The sequence below is a fragment of the Marispirochaeta aestuarii genome (assembly GCF_002087085.1).
GTDB lineage: Bacteria > Spirochaetota > Spirochaetia > JC444 > Marispirochaetaceae > Marispirochaeta > Marispirochaeta aestuarii.
The window spans coordinates 1-18,567 of record NZ_MWQY01000005.1 but is presented as its reverse complement, the minus strand read 5'-3'; the positions used below and the strand labels follow the sequence as shown (position 1 = coordinate 18,567).

Here is an 18,567-nt window from a genome sequence, read left to right as displayed (position 1 = left end):
ACTGAAAGGGGCCGGCAAATCTTTCGTATACCCGCTATACAGTCTTCCCCCGGTATCAACGATAATATAAGAAGGCCGCAATTGAGTTACCCTGCGAATGGGGTGTACAATTGTAAGTAACGGGGTAATCCGATGCAAAAACGCTATGTGTTCCGATTCGTCGTATTCATGTTGCTGCTCATTCCGCAGGTAAAACTGATTTCGGCGGACCTTACCGTCTCTAAAATGGAATTGACAACCACAGGTTCAGTTGAGGATGACAGCTTTGTGCTGGATACCTTTGGAGAAATAGACATCAATATCCAGGGAGGCTATAAGCTCGGCGGAGCCTTGAGCCTCGGAATTGAGAGCGACAGTATCGGTCCTCCCAGGGAGAGTCTGGAGGCGGGGGATACAGACCAGGAAATTATCAGTTATTTGAACAGCAGCTCCTATGTGTTCCTTAAATCGGCGAAGGTAACTGTGCGGGAGGCTTTTTACGGTCCCCTTGATATCTCCTATTTTACCGGTGAAATCGATACCTTCAGCGACGGTGAAATCTTTCCCTCCTATTTTGGCTCTAACCCTGTGGCTTCTCTCTTCCGGGGACGCTTCTACTTTCCCGACTCCGTGGTCTACGATGGTCTGTACACCGTGGATGGTACGGGCCTGCAGCTGCAGACCGATTTCGGCCGCCCCTGGCAGCTGCTGTCCGTCTACACCTATCAGGACAACTATCTTGGCCGGGGACATTTTACCAGCGATCTGCGATGGTCGGTGGACAGGGAGTTCTTTAAGCTCGACGCCTTTGCCGGCGGCAGTTACCCCTACGGGGATTACGGATTGTACCATGGGGGCCTTATGGCGGGGCTTTTCGCCAGCGAAAGGGGTGAGTTCTTTGTCCAGGTGGGAATCCCCAGGCTCATCCCGGGGGAAGAGGATATGGATATAGGCCTCTTCTATTTTCTCTTCGAGCCCCGGATTCATTTCGGCAGCGGCAGCCTCATCTTCACCTTCTTTTCCCATCCCAGCTATTATAAGGAATATGTGATCTCAGGAACCGACGAAACCGGCGAGATGCACACCAATATCAACCTGCAGTTTGGAAAACCGGAAGTCAGTCCCCTGGCCGGCGGCATCGAAGGGACCATCCATTACAACGACGATTCGGATATCGACGGGGTCGTCAGTCCTTACCTGAGCTTTATAACCTCCGGAGCAGTATGGAACCTCAAGTTCAGCTGGGTTGCGACGGAGATGAATGATATATCTCAAATGTTCTATGCCTTTCTGGGCGTACGCGCGGAGTTCTGAATGAAAAAGAGAATCTGTATTAGCCTTCTGCTTATCCTTGCACTATCCCTCTCTGCTTTAGAGATCGGAGCTTCCTTTAACGCCGGCAGCCTCAACCTTTCTCCGGACAGAAAAAAGGATGACAGCGATATAAGCGGAACCGATTACCTGTATGGCGTATCAGTATTTGCGAACGCCCCGGTTGCTGACAACCTGAGCCTGGAGACAGGCCTCTATTATGATCCTGTTCTTCGTTATTCCGTCTCTGCCCTTCTGAATTATCGCAGCGACTATTTTCAGCTTAAGGCGGGTCCCTTTTTTGGATTTCTCAATGACTGGGATACAATCCTGAAACCGGGAATCTCCACTGAAGTCCTGGTGGATGTTCCGGGAACCATATTTGCGCGGCTCAGGGCTGACTCGAGCATAGGCGGTAGAATTGTACGGGACGGGGATTATCTGCAGGAAAAAAGTGTTCTAGGGGTCGGATTCTATATTCCCAACGCAATCTGTGAGGTTTCCCTCGAAAATAAAACCTATACCGAGAAAACCTCCTCCGGAGAAAAGGAGAACCACTTTCGTCAGTACGCCTTCAGTACGGATGTCTATCAGAAAAACAGGCCCTACCGGGTAAAGCTCACCTTTGCCTACCAGACACGCACACTGTCCTTTATAGAAGCCGCAACCGTTGAACATGTCCTTAATTCTCTTGTCCTCGGAACACGCCTCGATGTACGCAGCTCAGACAGGCTCGATGTATTCTTCGACCTGGAAAGCAATATCTACTCCTTCGGCGAGGCGAATGATACCTTCATCGATCTTGCAGAATCGGGAATCGGGGTTTACCTCTTCTCCCTTACCGCTGGTTTCCGGTTTTCCCTCGATTGATCTGCAGAGATCCCCCCGGGCCGCGAAGCTCAGATCGGACATCAAGCGTGGGGGAGTAGCGCACTTGCGACAGATGGATCATCCGAATCAGAAAAAAGACGGCCATTACTGCGTTGCCCCAAGCAGCGGATAAGCTCCGTTGTCCGTCCACGCTCCTGACACTGATGAACACAGCCTGTATAAAAAGACCCCCCCGGTTTCCCGAGGGGTCGGTCTCTGATAGCTACTGATTTGTTGCAGGGAGAGGATCTTACTCTTCAGCTTCAGCAGGTTCCTGGTGCATCTTCTGGGCTTCCAGATAACGCAGAACCTGAATGTTGCCAAGGCGCTCGAACTCGGCAGTACGCCGGGCTTCTTCACGCTGCTCGAGAATACCCCAGATTTCCTCGTCGTTGACATCGGATTCCAGAGAGAGAACCGCGAGGTCGTAAGTCATGCTCACGTCCTTGACGTAGGTCACGAAGTCTCCGCCTTCATGCATGGCATCACGGAATACGAGGATACCGATCAGCTTGAAGTTAGGGGCGGTCTTCGGATAGAGGGGGAATTTCTGGATTTCCCTGTTTCGAACTTCTTCGATGTAGTTGGGGTTATTCCAGGTAAGAGTCTTCCATCCGTCAAACTCAAGATTGTTCATGATGATGGTCTGTTCCATGTTGTTCTGGTCCTTCAGAATCAGACCTATCCGGTGAGGATAGTTCTTTCCGAGAACGTTCATGGAGATACTCTTGATAACACCAACATTCTTCAGAACGCCGAAGTTGTTAAACTTGTCCGGTTCTTCCGGGGTATAATACGCCGGAATCTCGAAGGGAGGTTTAACAACCGCATAGGAGTTGTAGGACTCCAGGGGAAAGTGAACCCTTATGCCCATGATTGTTTCGCCGGCATAACGACGAGCGGTATCCTTTACCGGGGCTTCCCGGGTCATGGAATAACGCTGGTTGGCGACAGTCCGGGAGGAACTGGAAAGCTGGACATCCCAGTTGTCGATCGCAAGAGAGGTCTTCATCCTCTCCTTCTCTTCATCGGAGAAACTGGTACCGGCTTTGTCACTGAAATCAACCATTGTCGCTTCGTTTTCACCGGTTTCGGTGTCTGCTGTCAGAGATGCAAAATCTATTAATACAGATTCCTCCGCAGAGATCGTCATTCCGGAAACAACCATGAGAAGACAAAGAAGGATTGCAAACCGTTTCATTTATTGCTCCTTTCTCACATTAATTGCATTAGCCAATTAAAATTATACGTACCCATACATTTTTGTCAACGATTTTTCTTTTTTTCTCTCTTTTTCGAAACAAACCTCCATCCTTTTCCCTACTCCTTGATCTCGAAATCAGGCTCGAGACCGTTTACAGTGATGATCACTTTCTCTAATCCGGGAAAGTTTACAGATAGATTGTCGACCACCAGGTCCTTAATCTCAACCGGAGTAAGGGGATGATTGTCGAGATTGAAGACCATTTCCCGGGAGAAATCAATATACAGCACTTTATCTTCCAGTTTCAGCTGGTTCAGCCTGGTATTTTCAGGAAAAATGCTCTGCAGCCTCAGGGCCGCAGGTCCCAGAAGAAGCTCTTCTATATATGCTGCAATGTTTCTTTCTCTGTCGTTTGAGAAAGGCACCGACCGTACTTCCCCGGCGAGAGACATGGTGGCTTCGCTGACAAAGAGAAATTTTCGCTGTATCTGTTTATAGGGATCCATGATATAGAGGACCAGGGACAGGACGAAGAGGATCAGAAGCACCAGACCGGTGACAAGGGTCAGGGTGTCCGGCTTTTTTGATAGTGTCACAGACTCATCCTTGCAAAAGAGAGAATTATTCGCCGCTCTTCTCAAAATTCCGTATGTAGGCGGCAAGCCCATTATAGATGCCCGAAGAGATCTTCTGCAAGTGTGTCTCCGTATTCAGAAGCTTCGCCTCTTCGGGATTGGTTACAAAACCGATTTCCACCAGGACCGAAGGCATTTTGGCATTTCTGACCACAAACCAGGACTCCTCCTTGAGCCCCCTGCTGCCGCTGACGGTTCCGATTGTCGTTTCCATGCCATCGAGAATCTCCTTTGCCAGCAGAATACTCTCCACGGTAAATTCCTCTTCCAGAATCGAGTTCAGAATGGGCGCGATTGTCTTCTGCTCCTGGTCCAGATCTTCGGGATCGACGATTTCCCGCCGGTATTCAGGCGGAAGGTACCAGACCTCGAAACCAGAGGCCTTCCGGTTCAGGGAGGCATTGGCATGAATCGACATGAAGATCATGGCCTCCTGCTCCGCAAGTTCAACGGCGTTGGCTATGGCCGTCCGTTCTTCCAGGGCAAGGTAACGGTCGTCACTGCGGGTCAGGATGATATTTTTGTCGGGAAAGTTCTCTTTCAGCTGATTAACCACCGACTGTGAAACCTTCAGCACCAGATCCTTTTCTTCCAGGACGAGCCGTTCTCCATCGATGTTGTGGGTCCCGATGGTTCCCGGATCCTTTCCGCCGTGGCCGGGATCGATAATAATGGTGGAGATGGTAAAGGAGTCCTGAGGCTGGTCGACAGCGAAGAGGGAGACGAAGGCTTTGGCGCTTTCATCGCTCACAACAACGCTCCCATCCTGCCTTCGACGGGGGGCTTCGATGTCGGTAACTTCGTTAAAATCCTTCAGCAGAAAAGGAATCCCCACCTGGAAGACAACGCTCCGCCGGCCCCGGTTGACAATGCCCCGCTCCAGGACCGGATCCCACAGGAGTTCTCCCCCTACCCGCTGAATAAGGGTCGTAATATTGGTATCCCCGAAGGATACCGCTGAGCACAGGAGCAGTCCGGATAAAATAAGCACAAATGCTCTGAAAGGCCTTACCATCCTGCAGGAAACTCCTCAATTTCTCCGTATCCGGTCTGGTCCGCTGAACCGTTGAGGGTATCGAGAAACCAGAGACCTCCCTGATAGCCTCCCCGAAGAAGAGCGAGCCAGAACTGTCTTCCCACATTACCCCGTTCAGATGCTGCATGTACACCGGTCTTTGCCTGTATCAGTTCAAGGGCATCCGTCAGACTGCGGCCCAGCCAGTCACAGGCGGTCTCCTTTTCGGGATGCGGCGGCAGGGGGATTACCGGCCCCGTGCTGCGCAGACTGGCAAAATCCGGGAGATATTCAAGTTCCCGCAGCCAATCCCGGTTTTCCGGGTCCTCCAGGGTAAAAGCATCGGGAACCCATTCATGGCTGCGACGGCGAAGAAAATCCAGGGTCTCCCGTCCTCCCGCGGCAAGGCGCAGGATGACCCTTCGGCAGAGATCTTCCGCCCTGCTGCAGGCATCCTCCCGGGTTTCCGCAGCACAGATTATATTACCGCATTTTTCCACATTGTTCCGGGGAAACTCCACCCTGCTGCCCGGAGAGGTCAGAAGAAAGGCGGCGCTTCCCATACTGTCGGAAAAACCGTCGATGCTGTCGATAATGCCCGGGATGGAATAAAATGCCCGTTCCGCGCAGGTTTTCTGTTGTACAGGAGCAAGATCTCCGGGAGGCTCTCCCACGGCAATTCTCAAGGCCCCCGCGGTCACCTCGACTCCCGAGGAAAGAGGATAGGTCCACCCCGACATATATCCCCCGGAAAGCCGTGCGGCGACTTCGCCCACCACAGGACCGGATCTGCCCAGCTTGATATCCCCCTTGGCCGCCCCGTTGTCGATACCCAGGGCAAAAGCGGCATTCCTGAAGGTGTCGATAATTCTTTGCCGGTCCCCTTCGGGAAAGATTGACGGCATGGTGTGTCCTACTTCGATAAAATAGGGGGCAAAGCGTATGTGCCGGTCCGCAATACCGCAGAGGCTGAACACACCGCGATAAATCAGGGCATCCAGGGAAAACTCCGGGCCTTCGATATACTCTTCCACTATGACCCTGCCGGAGGCGGAGCAGACAAAGGCGGCTTCAACGGCGGAACGGGCATCCTCGAGGGTGTCCACCCGCCGGATTCCCCGGGAGCCCATATTGTCCACCGGCTTCACCACCGCGGGGAGTCCTGCTTTTTCGAAAGCATCCCGCCACTGGTCGGGATTCTCTATCCCTGCAAAACGGGGAGACGGCACTCCGGCTTCGGCGAAGGCTGTGCGCATAAGGAATTTGTCACTGGCCTTCAGAGCGCTCTGATACGGGATACCGGGGAGACCCGCCTTCTCCGCGGCCCAGGCTACAGCGGCGGAAAAATCCGTTCCTGCGGTAAATACCCCGTCAAGGCCCCTCCGGTTTCTCCAGTCGACTACGGATTCCGCTATTCCCTCTCTGTCCTTCAGATCGATATGCTCAAAATAATGGGCCTCGGCCCTCCCGGGCGCATCAGGATTGCCGTCGGCGCAGATTACCTCCCATCCGAATCCCCTGGCTATACGGATGGCCGGAAGCTGCATGGTCCCCGCTCCCAGAATATAAATGCGTCGAATTTTATCCTTCACGGGAGTTATCCTTTCTTTCCCTGTCCATACGGCGGGCGTACACCTCGAAGGTGTCTCCCAGACGCAGCAAGCGGGCTATCCCGGCAGTGAAGGGCCAGAGTATACGGAACAGTACCGGGAAGCGCTCCCTGTGCATTCCGGGAATCCTCATTTTTTCCACCCTGAAACCCTTTTGTTTCAGGAGCCGTTTTACCGATTTCGGACTGAGAATTGTATAGTGATCCGCGGGACTCGCGGCGAGAAATTTCTTCAGATTCCTTCTGGCACTTATACCGGCGCCGTTGGGGGTCCCCAGAGCCAGCATACCCCCGGGTTTTACCATGCCGGAAAGTTGTTGCAGGGCACTCTCCAGATCGGGAAAATGCTCGATTACATACCAGAGAGTTACGACGTCCCATTTTTTCTGAGGATTCTTCCGGACAAACTCCTCAAGACCCATGGGGGAAACCCTGCATCCAAGGTGCTCCTCCGCCCAGCGGGCCGCTTCTTTGGACGGTTCGAGGCCTTCGATCCGGAAACCGGCCTCCCGAGCAGCTTCCAGGAAAGGTCCATAGGCACAGCCCACATCCAGAAGCGACGGGTCGGAATTTTCGATACGAATATTCCTGAGCCGCTCCCTTCCCATGCTGCGGATATGTGCAAAATCGTCGAGGTAACTCTTTCCGTACTGTCGTTTGTACTCATCGAAAAAATAGGCGTGGTTGTAAACGGTTGAATCCGGAATCCAGCGCTGTTGATAAACCAGGGTGCATGAGGCGCATCGATAAAAGGTCCGCTCAGGAAAGCGTCCCAGAACCCTCCCGGGAGCCGCACCGCATCCGGGACAGACTGAGGCTGAGGGGGAAAGCTCCGCCGGGGACGGATCAGCGTCAGCAGTGTCCCTCAGGTTTTCCTCCGCCAGGGCGCAGCGGCCGATGAGCTTTCGAGGGTTTTCCAGGGCTCTTTTCAGTCTTCCTGCATCGGGCTTTCCCGTGCCGCAGACCAAAAGGCCCGTCTTTTTTGCCAGACGGCTGTGGTACCGGGAGGGATTCACCGTGACTACAGGAATACCCGCAGCAAGGGCTTCCAGGGCCGTCAATCCGTAGGAGGTGATCAGGCAATCGTAGTCGGACAGGTACTCCCGAAGGTTCCCCGGAGCCCTCAGGATCTCGATATCCGACGGCAGGCTGAGCTCCCGAAAGGCAGGGCCGGCGGCCACGGTAATGGAGGTTCGGGACAGAAAAGGTATCTTCCCCAGAGCTATGAGGGTGGGCAGGGTAAGTCCCCTGGGATCTTCTCCACCGAAACTGATCAGTACCTTCTCGAATTTTAAAGGACAGTTGTAGTATAAGCTGCGCCGAAGCGGCCGCGGATTCAGGTCAGGCTTGAAGAGGTTGCATTCCTGCCGGCGAAGACTCGGCAGGGTATCGATAAGGTATTCAAGAGACTTGCGGTGTTTGCCGCCCTCATCGACTGCCGCAACAGGGGTGCCGGGAATCAGTTCCTTCAGACCGGCAAGAAGAGAAACCGGGGTCTCCCGCTGGTCCAGCAGAATATAACTCCAGGATTCTTTCTGCAGCTGCCGAAAGTCGATCTCGGACCGGATAAACTCCTCGTAGGGTTTCAGATTGATCGTCGGTCCCGGAGTCAGTTTTCCGGTTCTGTCGAGAAAAAGAGAAACCCTGCGGGGATGCTCGGCGGCAAGGTGCAGCATGCGATGAAGATGGCCGCTTCCGTTTCCCCTGCGTACCGACGGAACAGCCAGTATCTTTTTACTTCCTTCTTTACCCATAGTCCTGCCATTTACCCGGAGGTATCCGCTTTTCCTGAAGCTTCTGTTTTCAGGTAGTCGAGAACATCCTCCAGGGCTATTGGAGTACCCCTATACAGACTTCTGAAGAGAGCGGAAATATGCCGGTAATCCTCCAGGGTATCCACCGTAACCCGGGCTTCAGGAAGGCGGCGGGATTCCCTTACAGGAGAGACGCTGATTTTATATTCCTCGGGCCTGCGGTAGAGATAAGGGCAGACATGTTCCCGTTCGTAGGGATCCCTGGCCAGCCTGTCCGCCTCAAGAAGGGCCCGGGCGGCGATGACCTCCACCCCTGTTCCCAGGGGAGCATCCGTACATGCGGCATAATCGGCTGCCGCTTCTCTCTGCAGATCAAGGGACTCCCCGGCAATCTCCCAGGAAACAAGAGGATTGTCCCCGGTAGCCCGGACGATCAGATCGAGACCGTAGTGACGGGCGGCATCGGCAAAACGCCGGAGGACATCCTCCTTGGGGCCGATGAATAATTCAAATCCCTCTGCTTCCGCCTTTCGGCGGAAAAAATCCGCACTCTCCGGGTCCGTTGCCAGGATAAAAACCTCGGCGGAGCTAAGCTTCCTGAGTGCCGCCATGGCGTGCTCTACAACGGTTTTACCCTGAAGATCCAGCAGAGCCTTTGCCGGCAGTCTGGAGGAATCCAGACGTGCCTGAAGAATAACCCCTGTCACGTTTCGGGGACCTCCCACAAATCGGCGATAGTCCGTGCATCCTGCACAAAGCGGTACTGATGCAGGCCCACCCAGGCTGCGGCTTCCCTGAATTCCCTGAGGGCCTCGACAAAGGTTGCGCCTGAACGCAGATAAAAGGGGAGAAAACGCGAACGGGGAAGCACTCCCCGGTCCTTGTCAAAACGGATTGCCAGGTTCTTTAGAAAAAAGCGGCGGTACCCGGCATCGGGGGTAGTATCCTGGGTCGGCGGATCACTGGTCATGACGATACGAAACTGGTTTGAAGAGCTTATCCGCTCGCCCCACAGATAAGCCCGGAAACCGAAATCCAGGAGCTGCCAGTAGGGGTTCTCGATTTCCGGATCAAAGCCCCCGAGAAGATTGAACTGACTGCGACGATAAAGACCGCAATGATCATAGGGAAAAAGGCTCAGCATGCCGTCGCTCCTGGAGATAAAGGGCAGAACCTTGAGCCGTTTTCTATGAAAGCCCGGGGCCATCATGGTGGGAATTGTCTCATTCCGCTGATTCAAAAGAACTGGAACAGTACAGACGCCGGGCTGTTCAGCCACCCGCTCCAGGGCCCTGGGCGTGACCTGGCTTATCCGCATCTCGTTCCAGATGACCAGAACATAGGTTCCCCGGGCCTCGTCCATTCCGATATTCAGGTACTCGCCCAGGCTGACCTGCCTGTGAAGCCGGATAAAGCGAACCCGGGGAAACTTCCGTGCCAGGGGTTCGAGGTCATAGGTGTTGCGGGAGCCCTCCAGAGAGATGATCTCCGCAGGCCGCAGCCGTTCAATCTCCTGCAGAACCTCGCTGCGGTATACCCGGGTACCCCGGTTCAGAAGCAGGACCGTAAGGGGCAGATCAGGATTCCCTTCCCGTTCCCTGTCACCGCCGAGAACGGTATAGGGCACCCTGGTTTTATTATCAGTAGTTGAAGGTGTAGTACTCATCGCACTCACTGCACAGGGAGGGATATTTCTGCTCAAGATGCTGAAGATAGTATTCCTCCCCTCTCTTCCAGACTGCTTCGAAACCGTCTCTGAAAATGTTTCCCAGAGAATATTGACCGTCCAGGTCCTCACGGCACATGGGAACATCGCCGTTGATCAGCACCACCAGGTCCCGCTTCAGATGCCAGCAGGGATTCCGCTTGAGGGGAGATATATCCGCCACCCGGCGCTGGGGAAGTCTGCCGGAAAAATGGTCGTACTTCTGGATGATAATATTCTCCGTACGCTCCTTCCAGAAGCGATAGAACTTCTCCAGCTCCTCCTCGTTGCTGTCCATGCGGACAGCCTGGACCCAGGCGCTGGAAGGAAAGAGTTCCAGCAGATACACAGCGGTATCAACCGCCTCCTGAAAGCCTTTTCCCCTGAGCCTTCGGTAGGTTTCTTCAGTCAGGGCATCGAGGGAGACGATCCAGATAAGCTGTTCCCCGGCTCGGTCTGCCAGTTTTTTAAGGGCTTCCCGATCCCAACCGATACCGGCGGTCTCCAGCACACCCGTCAGATTCGGGTAATCCAGCAGCGTATCCAGAATATCGTATATCTCCGGGTGCAGTGCCGGCTCGCCCCAGGGCGAAAGATTGACGTATCCCCGTCCGGCAAAATCAGAATAGCCCTGCAAAAGTTCCCTGAAACGTCCCACAGGCATGGTATCCGTAAGCTTTTCCACATCCCCCGCCACGCCGGGATAGGGACAGTATGTACAGACCTGGGGACATCCGGCACTGATCTGAACAGAAAGGTAGGCGGGAAGCGTCCGGAGGATCCTCTGGTTTTCATCAAGATAACGAAGCAGCGCCTCGGCGCCCCGGACTCCCGCCTCACAAACCCGCTTAACCAGCATGTACCCGGCCCTGTCTTCCGCGGCCAGGCATATCCGGAGCATCCTGAGGTCCAGGGGTGGAATTTCCGTCTCGATCTCGAAGGCATTAATATCCCTGCGAAGCACCTCGAACACCGTATCCCGTTTTAGCGGCCCCTTCATTCCCTCCGCCAGTTGTGCCAGGGCGGAGACGGCGGATGCACGGATGATCTCCGGGGCTATTCCCGCAGGATAGGCGTCGGCAAAGGTATAGTCTGCATGGTAACGGCGGTGGTTGTTCCACATCCGCTCCGAAAGAGCGGGATCAACAAAGGGGGTATCCCCGTACAGATAGAATAATGAGTTCAACTCCGGCTGCTTTTCGCACAGGCTCTGCAGGGCGGCGAAGAGTGTCCCGGGGCTGTCTATTCCGGAAATACAGGAAACGCCGTCCATCTTTCCATGGAGATCGTTTTCCCGGGAGCAAAGGCAGACGAGTCCGGAAATATCCGGCAGTTTCCCGGCCAGCTCGATGACCAGATCGAAAGCCGATTTCCCGTCGCAGAGAGGCATAAAGGCCTCCTGAGAAAGGGACGTACAATTTATTAGCGCGAGATTAGCCATATATCCATAATATCGACATGCCGCCTGCCGGGCTTAGAAAAAACGCCGGGGGCTCTCCGATATTCCTCCCTTCAGACGGAATGAAATAACCGGGCACTTTATCAGCAGGGGAAACCCGGTCTATACTGAAAGCAGCTGGAAACGGTATCCGTACGCTGCATGGGACAGCATATTGCCCTATAGTAGCACTATGGACCGATTTGTACCAGAATTCCCCTGATCAAGACGGAGGGCACTGTGGTCCAGGAAAAGGTTCACCTGACGCACAACCGGGAGATAGCCAGGGACTATTTTGAGCTCGAGTTCTCCTGTGATTTTTCGGACAAAAACATCCCTCTTCCCGGACAGTTCCTTACAGTGAAAATCGGGGAAGGACCGGCTCCGCTTTTAAGACGGCCCTTTGCCTTTGCAGGCCACGGGGACGGAAAGGCGCGCATGATCTACCAGCGCCGCGGTCCGGGGACGGATATGCTGGCAGGAATGCGCGAAGGAGACGCCCTGGACATAATCGCTCCCCTGGGGAACTCCTGGCCGGAACCGGAGAAGAACGAACACCCCGTACTTGTTGCCGGCGGAATCGGTATGGGGCCGATTCTATACTTTGCCCGGGGGCTGAAACAGGCAGGCAGGGATTTTACCCTGATCATCGGCGCCCGCAGCGGAGAGTATCTGCCGGACTCCTCAATAACAGAGGACCTGGTACCCCTTTTTGCCACGGATGACGGCAGCATCGGTATTCACGGGACCGTCGTGGATGCCCTGCCCTCACAGTATCCCGCACATCCCCGGTTCTACGCCTGCGGCCCGAACCCGATGATGATGGCGATCCACCGGAAGGCTCTTGAACTCGATGCCCCCTGCAGCGTCTCCATGGAACAGACCATGGCCTGCGGAGTCGGGGCCTGTATGGGCTGCGTAATCCGGCTCACAGGGCATGAGCGCTATGCCCGCGTCTGCGCCGACGGACCAATCTTTGACAGCAGGGACATCCAATGGAACTGACAGTACAGATCGGAACTAAAAAGCTCCCCAATCCCACCGGGGTCGCCTCCGGAACCTTCGGCTACGGCAGTGAATACGAGGAGCTGGTGGACCTCTCCAGTTTAGGCGCAATCTATTCAAAGGCGGTAACCCCGGAAGCGCGTCCGGGGAACGACATACCCCGCATAATAGAAACCCCCGCGGGACTGCTGAACTCCATCGGCCTTGCCAACGTGGGACTCGAGCGCTTTATCTCGGAAAAGCTTCCCCTCTTCCGCCGCTTTCCCTGTCCGGTAGTCGTCAACGTGGCGGGTAAAAACGATGAGGACTACTGCAGGGTTGTGGAGGAACTTGACGAATTCGATGAGGTCTGGGGCTACGAAATAAACTTGAGCTGTCCCAATGTAAAGGAAGGCTGTCTGGCCTTTGGAAGCAACCCCGCGTATGTGGAGGGCCTGACCCGTAAACTGCGGGGTTTAAGCCCCAAACCGATGATAATAAAGCTCACCCCCAACGTGACGGACATTGCCTCCATCGCAAAGGCCGCCGAGGCCGGAGGCGCCGACGCCGTAAGCTGCATAAACACCCTGGTGGGTATGGTTATCGATATACACAAAAAAAAGCCGGTCCTCCCGGCTGGAACAGGCGGGCTCTCCGGCCCGGCGATCAAACCCGTCGGGGTAGCCGCCGTATACAGGGTTAAACGGGCAGTAGGTATTCCCGTTATAGGAATCGGAGGCATACAGAACGCTGAGGACGCCATCGAGTACCTGCTGGCGGGGGCCTCGGCCGTTCAGATCGGTACGGCCACCTTCGTCGATCCTGCAGCACCGGTAAAGGTCCTTGCGGGAATCAAGGCCTATATGAAAGAGGAAGGACTTGAATCGCTTAAGGATTTTCATCGGTACATACCCTGATCAGCCTTGCAGATCGCTCCGACGGGTCATGGATCCCGGAAGGTATGCTATACTGGTATTATGAAAATCAGGATATGGGGATGCCGCGGATCCATTCCAACGCCCGGTAAATCCACCATCAAATTCGGCGGCAATACCAGCTGTATCGAGGTCAGCCTGAGAGACGGCAGCGTTGTAATCTTCGACGCCGGATCCGGATTGCGAAAGCTGGGAAAAAGGATTGTCCGGGACGACAGCTGCAGGGAGTTGTATCTGGTTCTTACCCACTCCCACTGGGACCACCTGATGGGCTTTCCCTTCTTTTTACCCGCCTACAGGGAAAACTATACCATAAACGTCCGGGGCGGCCCCATCGCGAAGGAATCAGTGAAAAAGTATCTGGAACATCAGATGGAAGCACCCTACTTTCCCGCCCGCTTCAGTTCCCTCAAGGCAAACTTCGATTTCAGTCACGGAATGCCCATTGTACGCAGGATAGGAACGGCTGAATTAATTCCCATTCCCCTCAGCCATCCCAACGGAGGCTTCGGTTTCCGATTACAGGACAAGGATGCATCCTTTGTCTTCCTGACGGACAACGAACTGGGTCATGATCATGAGGGAAGACGTTCCTATACCGAATACATCAACTTCGCAAAGAATGCGGACCTGCTGCTGCATGACGCCCAGTACACTCCCGAAGAGTATAAACATACCAAAGGATGGGGCCACTCCACTTTCGTCGATGCAGCCCTTTTCGCTCTTCATTCCGGGGTTAAAAATTACGGTATTTTTCACCACGATCCCGACCACTGTGACGGTGATATAGAGAGAATCGAAGCAGTAAGCCGGGAGATAATCAGCAGGAAGCAGGGTACGACCCACAGTTTTGCCGTATATGAAGGGCAGGAAATCAATTTACCTTAAACCCTAAATTATTCGCGGAGCACAACAGCAGGTTTTTCGGAATACCAGGGACACAGTGTATTCAAGGGACATTCGCCGCACTTCGGCCTCCTGGCCAGACACAGATCCCTGCCATGATAATTTATCACCATGGAAAAGCGGGTATGAAACTCCGGGGCCAGCAGCAGGGCAATCTCTTTTTCTATTTTCTCCGGCTGTTCTGCCTGGGTTAAACCCAGCCTTCGTACCACCCGGGAAAAATGGGTGTCCACGATTACGGCAGGACGATTATAAATATGTCCCAGCACAACGTTGGCGCTTTTTCTGCCCACCCCCGGCAGACGGGTCAGTTCGTCCATGCCGGCCGGGACTGCGCCTCCGTGAACATCCTCCAGCTGTCTGGCCGTTGCAATAATATTCTTTGCCTTCTGCCGGTAAAACCCTGTGCTGCGGACCAGATTCTCCACGCTTTCCTGCTCCGCCCTGCTCAAAGATGCGGCGTCAGGATAGGCTTCAAAAAGCCCAGGGGTGACCTCGTTGACCTGCCGGTCCGTTGTCTGGGCGGAGAGGATTACCGAAATGAGCAGCTCAAAGGGATTTCGAAAGTGCAGCAGGGTACGGGGATCGGGGTAACGTTTGTTGAGTATATCGTAGATCTTCAGAATTCTGGAACGGGGATACTCCATGAAATGACTAAACCCGATGCCGCCCTCAGTGTCAATCGGATTTCAGGGAATATTGACCCTGAAGCGGCGAATCGATATACTGATCCACCTGTACGGGATGTGGCCCAGTGGCTAGGGCACCTGGTTTGGGACCAGGGGATCGGAGGTTCGAATCCTCTCATCCCGATGAACTTCGAGATAGAGGGTGATCTGTTATTAACGGATTAACCTGAGGATTCAAACCTCGGCGTAGTGTTTCCGTTTATCGGAAACGCCAGTCCGCAGCTCATGGAACATGGGCAAGGATAAGAATCCTCTCATCCCGATGTATACCATGCGCCCATAGCTCAGTTGGATAGAGCAACGGCCTTCTAAGCCGTGGGTCAGAGGTTCGAATCCTCTTGGGCGTGCAACGGCTGAGGCCCCCTTTTGGGGGCCTCTGACATTTCTCGGGGACCCGAGAGGATTCGAGCCGTAGCCAATCACTTTGGCCACAGGACAAAGTGCCAGTCCGACGCCCCAGGCGGAGGAGAAAGAATCTTCTTGGGCAGCCAGCCTGCCAAAGGAATAGCATGTAATCCTATACACTCTCCAGACATAATGCTATATTTTGAAGACAAATATTATCATTTTGTCTGGGTAGTAATACATGAAAAAAACACCGGAAGAGATCTTTCTTCAACATGGCGGTCAACTCCGCATGTCTCAAGCTATCAAACTAGGTATCAATCGGTATACCCTGTATTCGCTTCGCGATAGGGGGATTATTGAACAGGTAAGCCGTGGAGTCTACCGGCTTGCCTCCCTGCCAGACATAAGCAACCCCGATCTGGTAACAGTTGCCCTTCGAACCCCTAATGCGGTAATCTGCCTTGTCTCAGCCCTCGCTTATCACAACCTGACAACGCAAATCCCCCATTCTGTGTTTATTGCACTACCCCATACCGTCAGAGCACCTCGAATCGATTTTCCGCCAATAAGTGTGCATAAGTTTTCTGATCTGGCATATAAATCCGGAGTCGAAGAACATCTGATTGATGGGGTACTGGTGAATATCTATGATAAGGAAAAAACCCTGGTCGACTGCTTCAAGTTTCGCAATAAACTTGGACTCGATATTTTCCTTGAAGCACTCAAACTCTATACATCTCAGAAAAATAGCAATTTCACTGCAATTATGCACTATGCAGAACTATGCCGGGTAGATCGTGGTATACAGCCATATCTGGAGGCTCTCCTGTGAAAGAAGCAAAAAACGTAGCAGCCTCGGTCCGACAGCGTCTATTAAACCTCTCAAAAGCAGAGAATAGACCTTTCACTGAGGTTTTACAGTATTACGGCATGGAGCGATTTTTGTATCGTCTTTCACAGTCAAGATATGCAGATCGTTTTATTCTCAAAGGTGCTCTGATGCTCCGGGTATGGCAGTCTCCACAACATCGTCCGACCATGGATATTGATCTGTTGGGTCATGCCGAGAACTCACCCGAAAAAATCGAAGCACAGGTTCGCGAAATCCTTGCTGTAGAGGTAGACTCCGACGGAGTTCTTTTCTATCCAGAGACAATCTCCAGCGAAGAGATAACTCAGGAAGCTGAGTATTCAGGGGTACGTGTCTTCTTCAGGGGAACTCTCGATACTGCCCGAATCAATTTCCAGCTGGATATTGGTTTTGGTGATAGTGTATATCCGGCACCCCGGAAGTCCTCTTTCCCAACATTGTTAGAGCACCCGGCGCCTAGCATGTTCTGTTACAGCCGGGAAAGTGCAATTGCGGAAAAACTGGAAGCAATGGTTAAGCATGGCTACCTGAATAGCAGAATGAAGGATTTTTTCGATATCTGGCTCCTGTCGCGGCAATTCAGTTTTGAAGGCCCGGTTCTTGCTGAAGCACTTTCAAGAACATTCAAGCAGCGAGGAACCACAGTATCAGCAGATCTTCCTGTTACCGAGGATAGGTTCATCACAGAAAAGCAAATCCAGTGGTCAGCATTTAGACGGCGAATGAAGCTGGAGTATATACCGGCATCGTTCGAACAAATTGCACAGGTAGTATTAGATTTTCTGATACCGGTAGTTACAGCACTTTCCCATGAATCCCTTTTTTCAATGCAGTGGACTCCTGCTCATGGCTGGCAGTAAACATTTAAACGTGCCACAGGACAAAGCGCCGATCCCCTGCTCCCGGTCATACAAACGCCGACAGAACAACTCCGGTCAGCATGGTCGCCCCCACCGACAGAAGGGTGCCGATGAGCACATATTCCGCGAAATCCCGGTCGTCCAGCTGCCTGAAGCGGGTTATCCCCTTTGCAGCCAGGACAAAACCGATGGCGCCGATGTTGCCGCTGAGCATGAGGACGAGAATAATCCCCCGCTCCAGATAGCCGATTATCCGCCCCCTGGCAGGCTCCGGATCAGCGGGAGCAGGATTCGGAGATGAAGAATCCCCCGCGAACCCTGGCATCAGGTGGGAACGCTTCAGAAAGAGAGCGATGGGATCGTTCAGGCCCACGGAAACCAGCATTATTCCCATCCCGTAGAACAGAAAGGCTTCTATCTCCCCGGGGCTGACAGCCGCAACTGCCAGGTTCGCTGCCGCCAGATTGTCCAGCCGGGACAGCAGGAAATCCGAGAAGCCGGAGACCAGCTCCGGCCTGCCGAACACCGCAGGTATTGTTACGAGATTCAGCAGCAGGAGCAGGGAGGCCGCCAGATGCTGGTTGCGAATCATCCTGATCAGCAGGATATGGTATATGGGAACTGCAGCGGACAGGATGATCAGCAATCCGGTATGAGACTCAATCTTCAGGGGCAACAGGAGCACAACTGGATAAACCAGAGCAGCCGCAAGCGCCTTAAGGCCCGGCCCCGGATACCGGCGAAGATGCATAAGAATGCGCGGAAGGGGAATCGTCACAAGCAGCGCATAGGAGAGATAAGGCGCTGTCATGTAAATCTTCCGCCCTTCTCTTCCGTCAGGCCCCGGACTTCCCGGTTTATGGCGTCCATGGCCGCGAGGATGTCCCGAACGTAATTGGTGGCGATGTTCTTGTGAACCGCCCTGGGGGTTATCCCGAGCATTTCGGAGAGGCTCTGCGCCGACTCCCCCTTCTGCAGTCCCCGGGCGATCCGAAGGGTAGCGGGTTTCCAGTCGTTCAGGGCATTCGCCAGCAGGGTGCACGCGGCGTTTATCAGCGGGAGACGATCCTCCGGCAGGCCGTCAATCAGGAGAGCGGTGCTTTGCCGTTTTTTAAGGCCTTCCATGCAGCCCCGGGCCAGGTTGAAGGCGGGACCGTCCATCTCCAACGCAGCTTTCGGGTTGATATCGGTGGTCAATTCCCCGTAGGCCAGGGCCACACGAAGCTTGTGGGGGGAAAGAAACTGAAGGATCTCCAGCATATGGGGAAAAACCGCAGAGAAGTCCCCATAGACCGCCTGAAACTCATCCCCCAGGGTGATGGTCAGCGGGGACAGATAGGCCTCCGGCGAGGCTCCGGAGAGCTGTTTCAGAGTCTGTTTCAAGCCCCGCTGAAAGACCCAGGGCCAGCGCATTAAACCAGTTCAAGCAGTGGGCTCGAAGGACTGGTCAGGAG

Annotated in this window: 18 protein-coding genes and 2 tRNA genes; 9 read left to right on the top strand and 11 right to left on the bottom strand. The window is 53.9% G+C overall.

Annotated elements, in window-relative coordinates; translation table 11 throughout:
- Positions 1-132 precede the first annotated feature (132 nt).
- Both B4O97_RS05305 and B4O97_RS05300 read left to right on the top strand, forming a co-directional pair.
- Complete coding sequence (locus B4O97_RS05305) at positions 133-1,293, top strand: hypothetical protein (protein WP_083048978.1); 1,161 nt, start codon at positions 133-135, stop codon at positions 1,291-1,293.
- Positions 1,294-2,160: a hypothetical protein gene (locus tag B4O97_RS05300; RefSeq protein WP_083048976.1), complete on the top strand. Its 867-nt coding sequence runs from the start codon at positions 1,294-1,296 to the stop codon at positions 2,158-2,160.
- Positions 2,161-2,410: 250 nt separating this feature from the next.
- Here B4O97_RS05300 and B4O97_RS05295 read toward each other — a convergent pair whose 3' ends face one another.
- The 8 genes from B4O97_RS05295 to B4O97_RS05260 all read right to left on the bottom strand — a co-directional run bounded on the left by B4O97_RS05295 (position 2,411) and on the right by B4O97_RS05260 (position 11,472).
- A complete protein-coding gene (locus B4O97_RS05295; RefSeq protein ID WP_083048975.1) occupies positions 2,411-3,361 on the bottom strand; it encodes a flagellar filament outer layer protein FlaA in 951 nt (316 codons plus the stop codon).
- A 119-nt stretch (positions 3,362-3,480) separates the two neighbouring features.
- Positions 3,481-3,960: a GerMN domain-containing protein gene (locus B4O97_RS05290; RefSeq protein WP_158084169.1), complete on the bottom strand. Its 480-nt coding sequence runs from the start codon at positions 3,958-3,960 to the stop codon at positions 3,481-3,483.
- Between the two features lie 25 nt (positions 3,961-3,985).
- The gene (locus B4O97_RS05285) at positions 3,986-4,990 is read right to left on the bottom strand and encodes an N-acetylmuramoyl-L-alanine amidase family protein (RefSeq protein WP_158084168.1); all 1,005 of its coding nucleotides are present in this window, start codon (positions 4,988-4,990) and stop codon (positions 3,986-3,988) included.
- 17 nt (positions 4,991-5,007) lie between these two features.
- Positions 5,008-6,606 (bottom strand): ATP-grasp domain-containing protein, encoded by a 1,599-nt coding sequence (locus B4O97_RS05280; protein ID WP_233142940.1) that lies wholly within the window; start codon positions 6,604-6,606, stop codon positions 5,008-5,010.
- Entirely contained in the window at positions 6,596-8,377 is a 1,782-nt protein-coding gene (locus tag B4O97_RS05275) for a methyltransferase domain-containing protein (protein WP_083048970.1), read from the bottom strand. The genes B4O97_RS05280 and B4O97_RS05275 overlap by 11 nt, the downstream gene beginning before the upstream one ends.
- 11 nt (positions 8,378-8,388) lie before the next feature.
- Positions 8,389-9,084 (bottom strand): cytidylyltransferase domain-containing protein, encoded by a 696-nt coding sequence (locus B4O97_RS05270; protein ID WP_233142938.1) that lies wholly within the window; start codon positions 9,082-9,084, stop codon positions 8,389-8,391.
- Positions 9,081-10,043, bottom strand: coding sequence for a glycosyltransferase family protein (locus B4O97_RS05265; protein ID WP_143305549.1), 963 nt, complete (start codon positions 10,041-10,043; stop codon positions 9,081-9,083). The genes B4O97_RS05270 and B4O97_RS05265 overlap by 4 nt, the downstream gene beginning before the upstream one ends.
- Positions 10,018-11,472 (bottom strand): spiro-SPASM protein, encoded by a 1,455-nt coding sequence (locus tag B4O97_RS05260; protein ID WP_158084167.1) that lies wholly within the window; start codon positions 11,470-11,472, stop codon positions 10,018-10,020. Before B4O97_RS05260 ends, B4O97_RS05265 begins: the two co-directional genes overlap by 26 nt.
- A 288-nt stretch (positions 11,473-11,760) precedes the next feature.
- On the opposite strand from B4O97_RS05260, the gene B4O97_RS05255 reads away from it, so the two are divergent.
- From B4O97_RS05255 to B4O97_RS05245, 3 genes are read left to right on the top strand one after another with little or no spacing between them, the layout of a single operon-like run.
- A complete protein-coding gene (locus tag B4O97_RS05255) occupies positions 11,761-12,525 on the top strand; it encodes a dihydroorotate dehydrogenase electron transfer subunit (protein WP_233142936.1) in 765 nt (254 codons plus the stop codon).
- On the top strand, positions 12,516-13,421 hold the full coding sequence (locus B4O97_RS05250) for a dihydroorotate dehydrogenase (RefSeq protein WP_083048962.1): 906 nt from the start codon (positions 12,516-12,518) through the stop codon (positions 13,419-13,421). Before B4O97_RS05255 ends, B4O97_RS05250 begins: the two co-directional genes overlap by 10 nt.
- Before the next feature lie 60 nt (positions 13,422-13,481).
- Positions 13,482-14,327: an MBL fold metallo-hydrolase gene (locus B4O97_RS05245; RefSeq protein WP_083048961.1), complete on the top strand. Its 846-nt coding sequence runs from the start codon at positions 13,482-13,484 to the stop codon at positions 14,325-14,327.
- A gap of 8 nt (positions 14,328-14,335) precedes the next feature.
- On the opposite strand, the gene nth is transcribed toward B4O97_RS05245, so the two are convergent.
- A complete protein-coding gene (gene nth / locus B4O97_RS05240; RefSeq protein WP_083048959.1) occupies positions 14,336-14,992 on the bottom strand; it encodes an endonuclease III in 657 nt (218 codons plus the stop codon).
- Positions 14,993-15,085: 93 nt separating this feature from the next.
- Here nth and B4O97_RS05235 point away from each other — a divergent pair.
- The 4 genes from B4O97_RS05235 to B4O97_RS05220 all read left to right on the top strand — a co-directional run bounded on the left by B4O97_RS05235 (position 15,086) and on the right by B4O97_RS05220 (position 17,113).
- Positions 15,086-15,158: transfer RNA gene (locus B4O97_RS05235), tRNA-Pro, on the top strand.
- A gap of 149 nt (positions 15,159-15,307) precedes the next feature.
- Positions 15,308-15,381 (top strand) — tRNA-Arg (locus tag B4O97_RS05230).
- A gap of 239 nt (positions 15,382-15,620) precedes the next feature.
- A complete protein-coding gene (locus B4O97_RS05225) occupies positions 15,621-16,214 on the top strand; it encodes a type IV toxin-antitoxin system AbiEi family antitoxin domain-containing protein (RefSeq protein WP_083048958.1) in 594 nt (197 codons plus the stop codon).
- Positions 16,211-17,113 (top strand): nucleotidyl transferase AbiEii/AbiGii toxin family protein, encoded by a 903-nt coding sequence (locus B4O97_RS05220; protein WP_198947021.1) that lies wholly within the window; start codon positions 16,211-16,213, stop codon positions 17,111-17,113. The genes B4O97_RS05225 and B4O97_RS05220 overlap by 4 nt, the downstream gene beginning before the upstream one ends.
- A gap of 46 nt (positions 17,114-17,159) precedes the next feature.
- On the opposite strand, the gene B4O97_RS05215 is transcribed toward B4O97_RS05220, so the two are convergent.
- Both B4O97_RS05215 and B4O97_RS05210 read right to left on the bottom strand, forming a co-directional pair.
- Entirely contained in the window at positions 17,160-17,924 is a 765-nt protein-coding gene (locus B4O97_RS05215) for a hypothetical protein (RefSeq protein ID WP_083048954.1), read from the bottom strand.
- Positions 17,921-18,496 carry a SatD family protein gene (locus tag B4O97_RS05210; protein WP_158084166.1) on the bottom strand — a complete coding sequence of 192 codons (576 nt, stop codon included), beginning with the start codon at positions 18,494-18,496 and terminating at the stop codon, positions 17,921-17,923. Before B4O97_RS05210 ends, B4O97_RS05215 begins: the two co-directional genes overlap by 4 nt.
- Positions 18,497-18,567 lie beyond the last annotated feature (71 nt).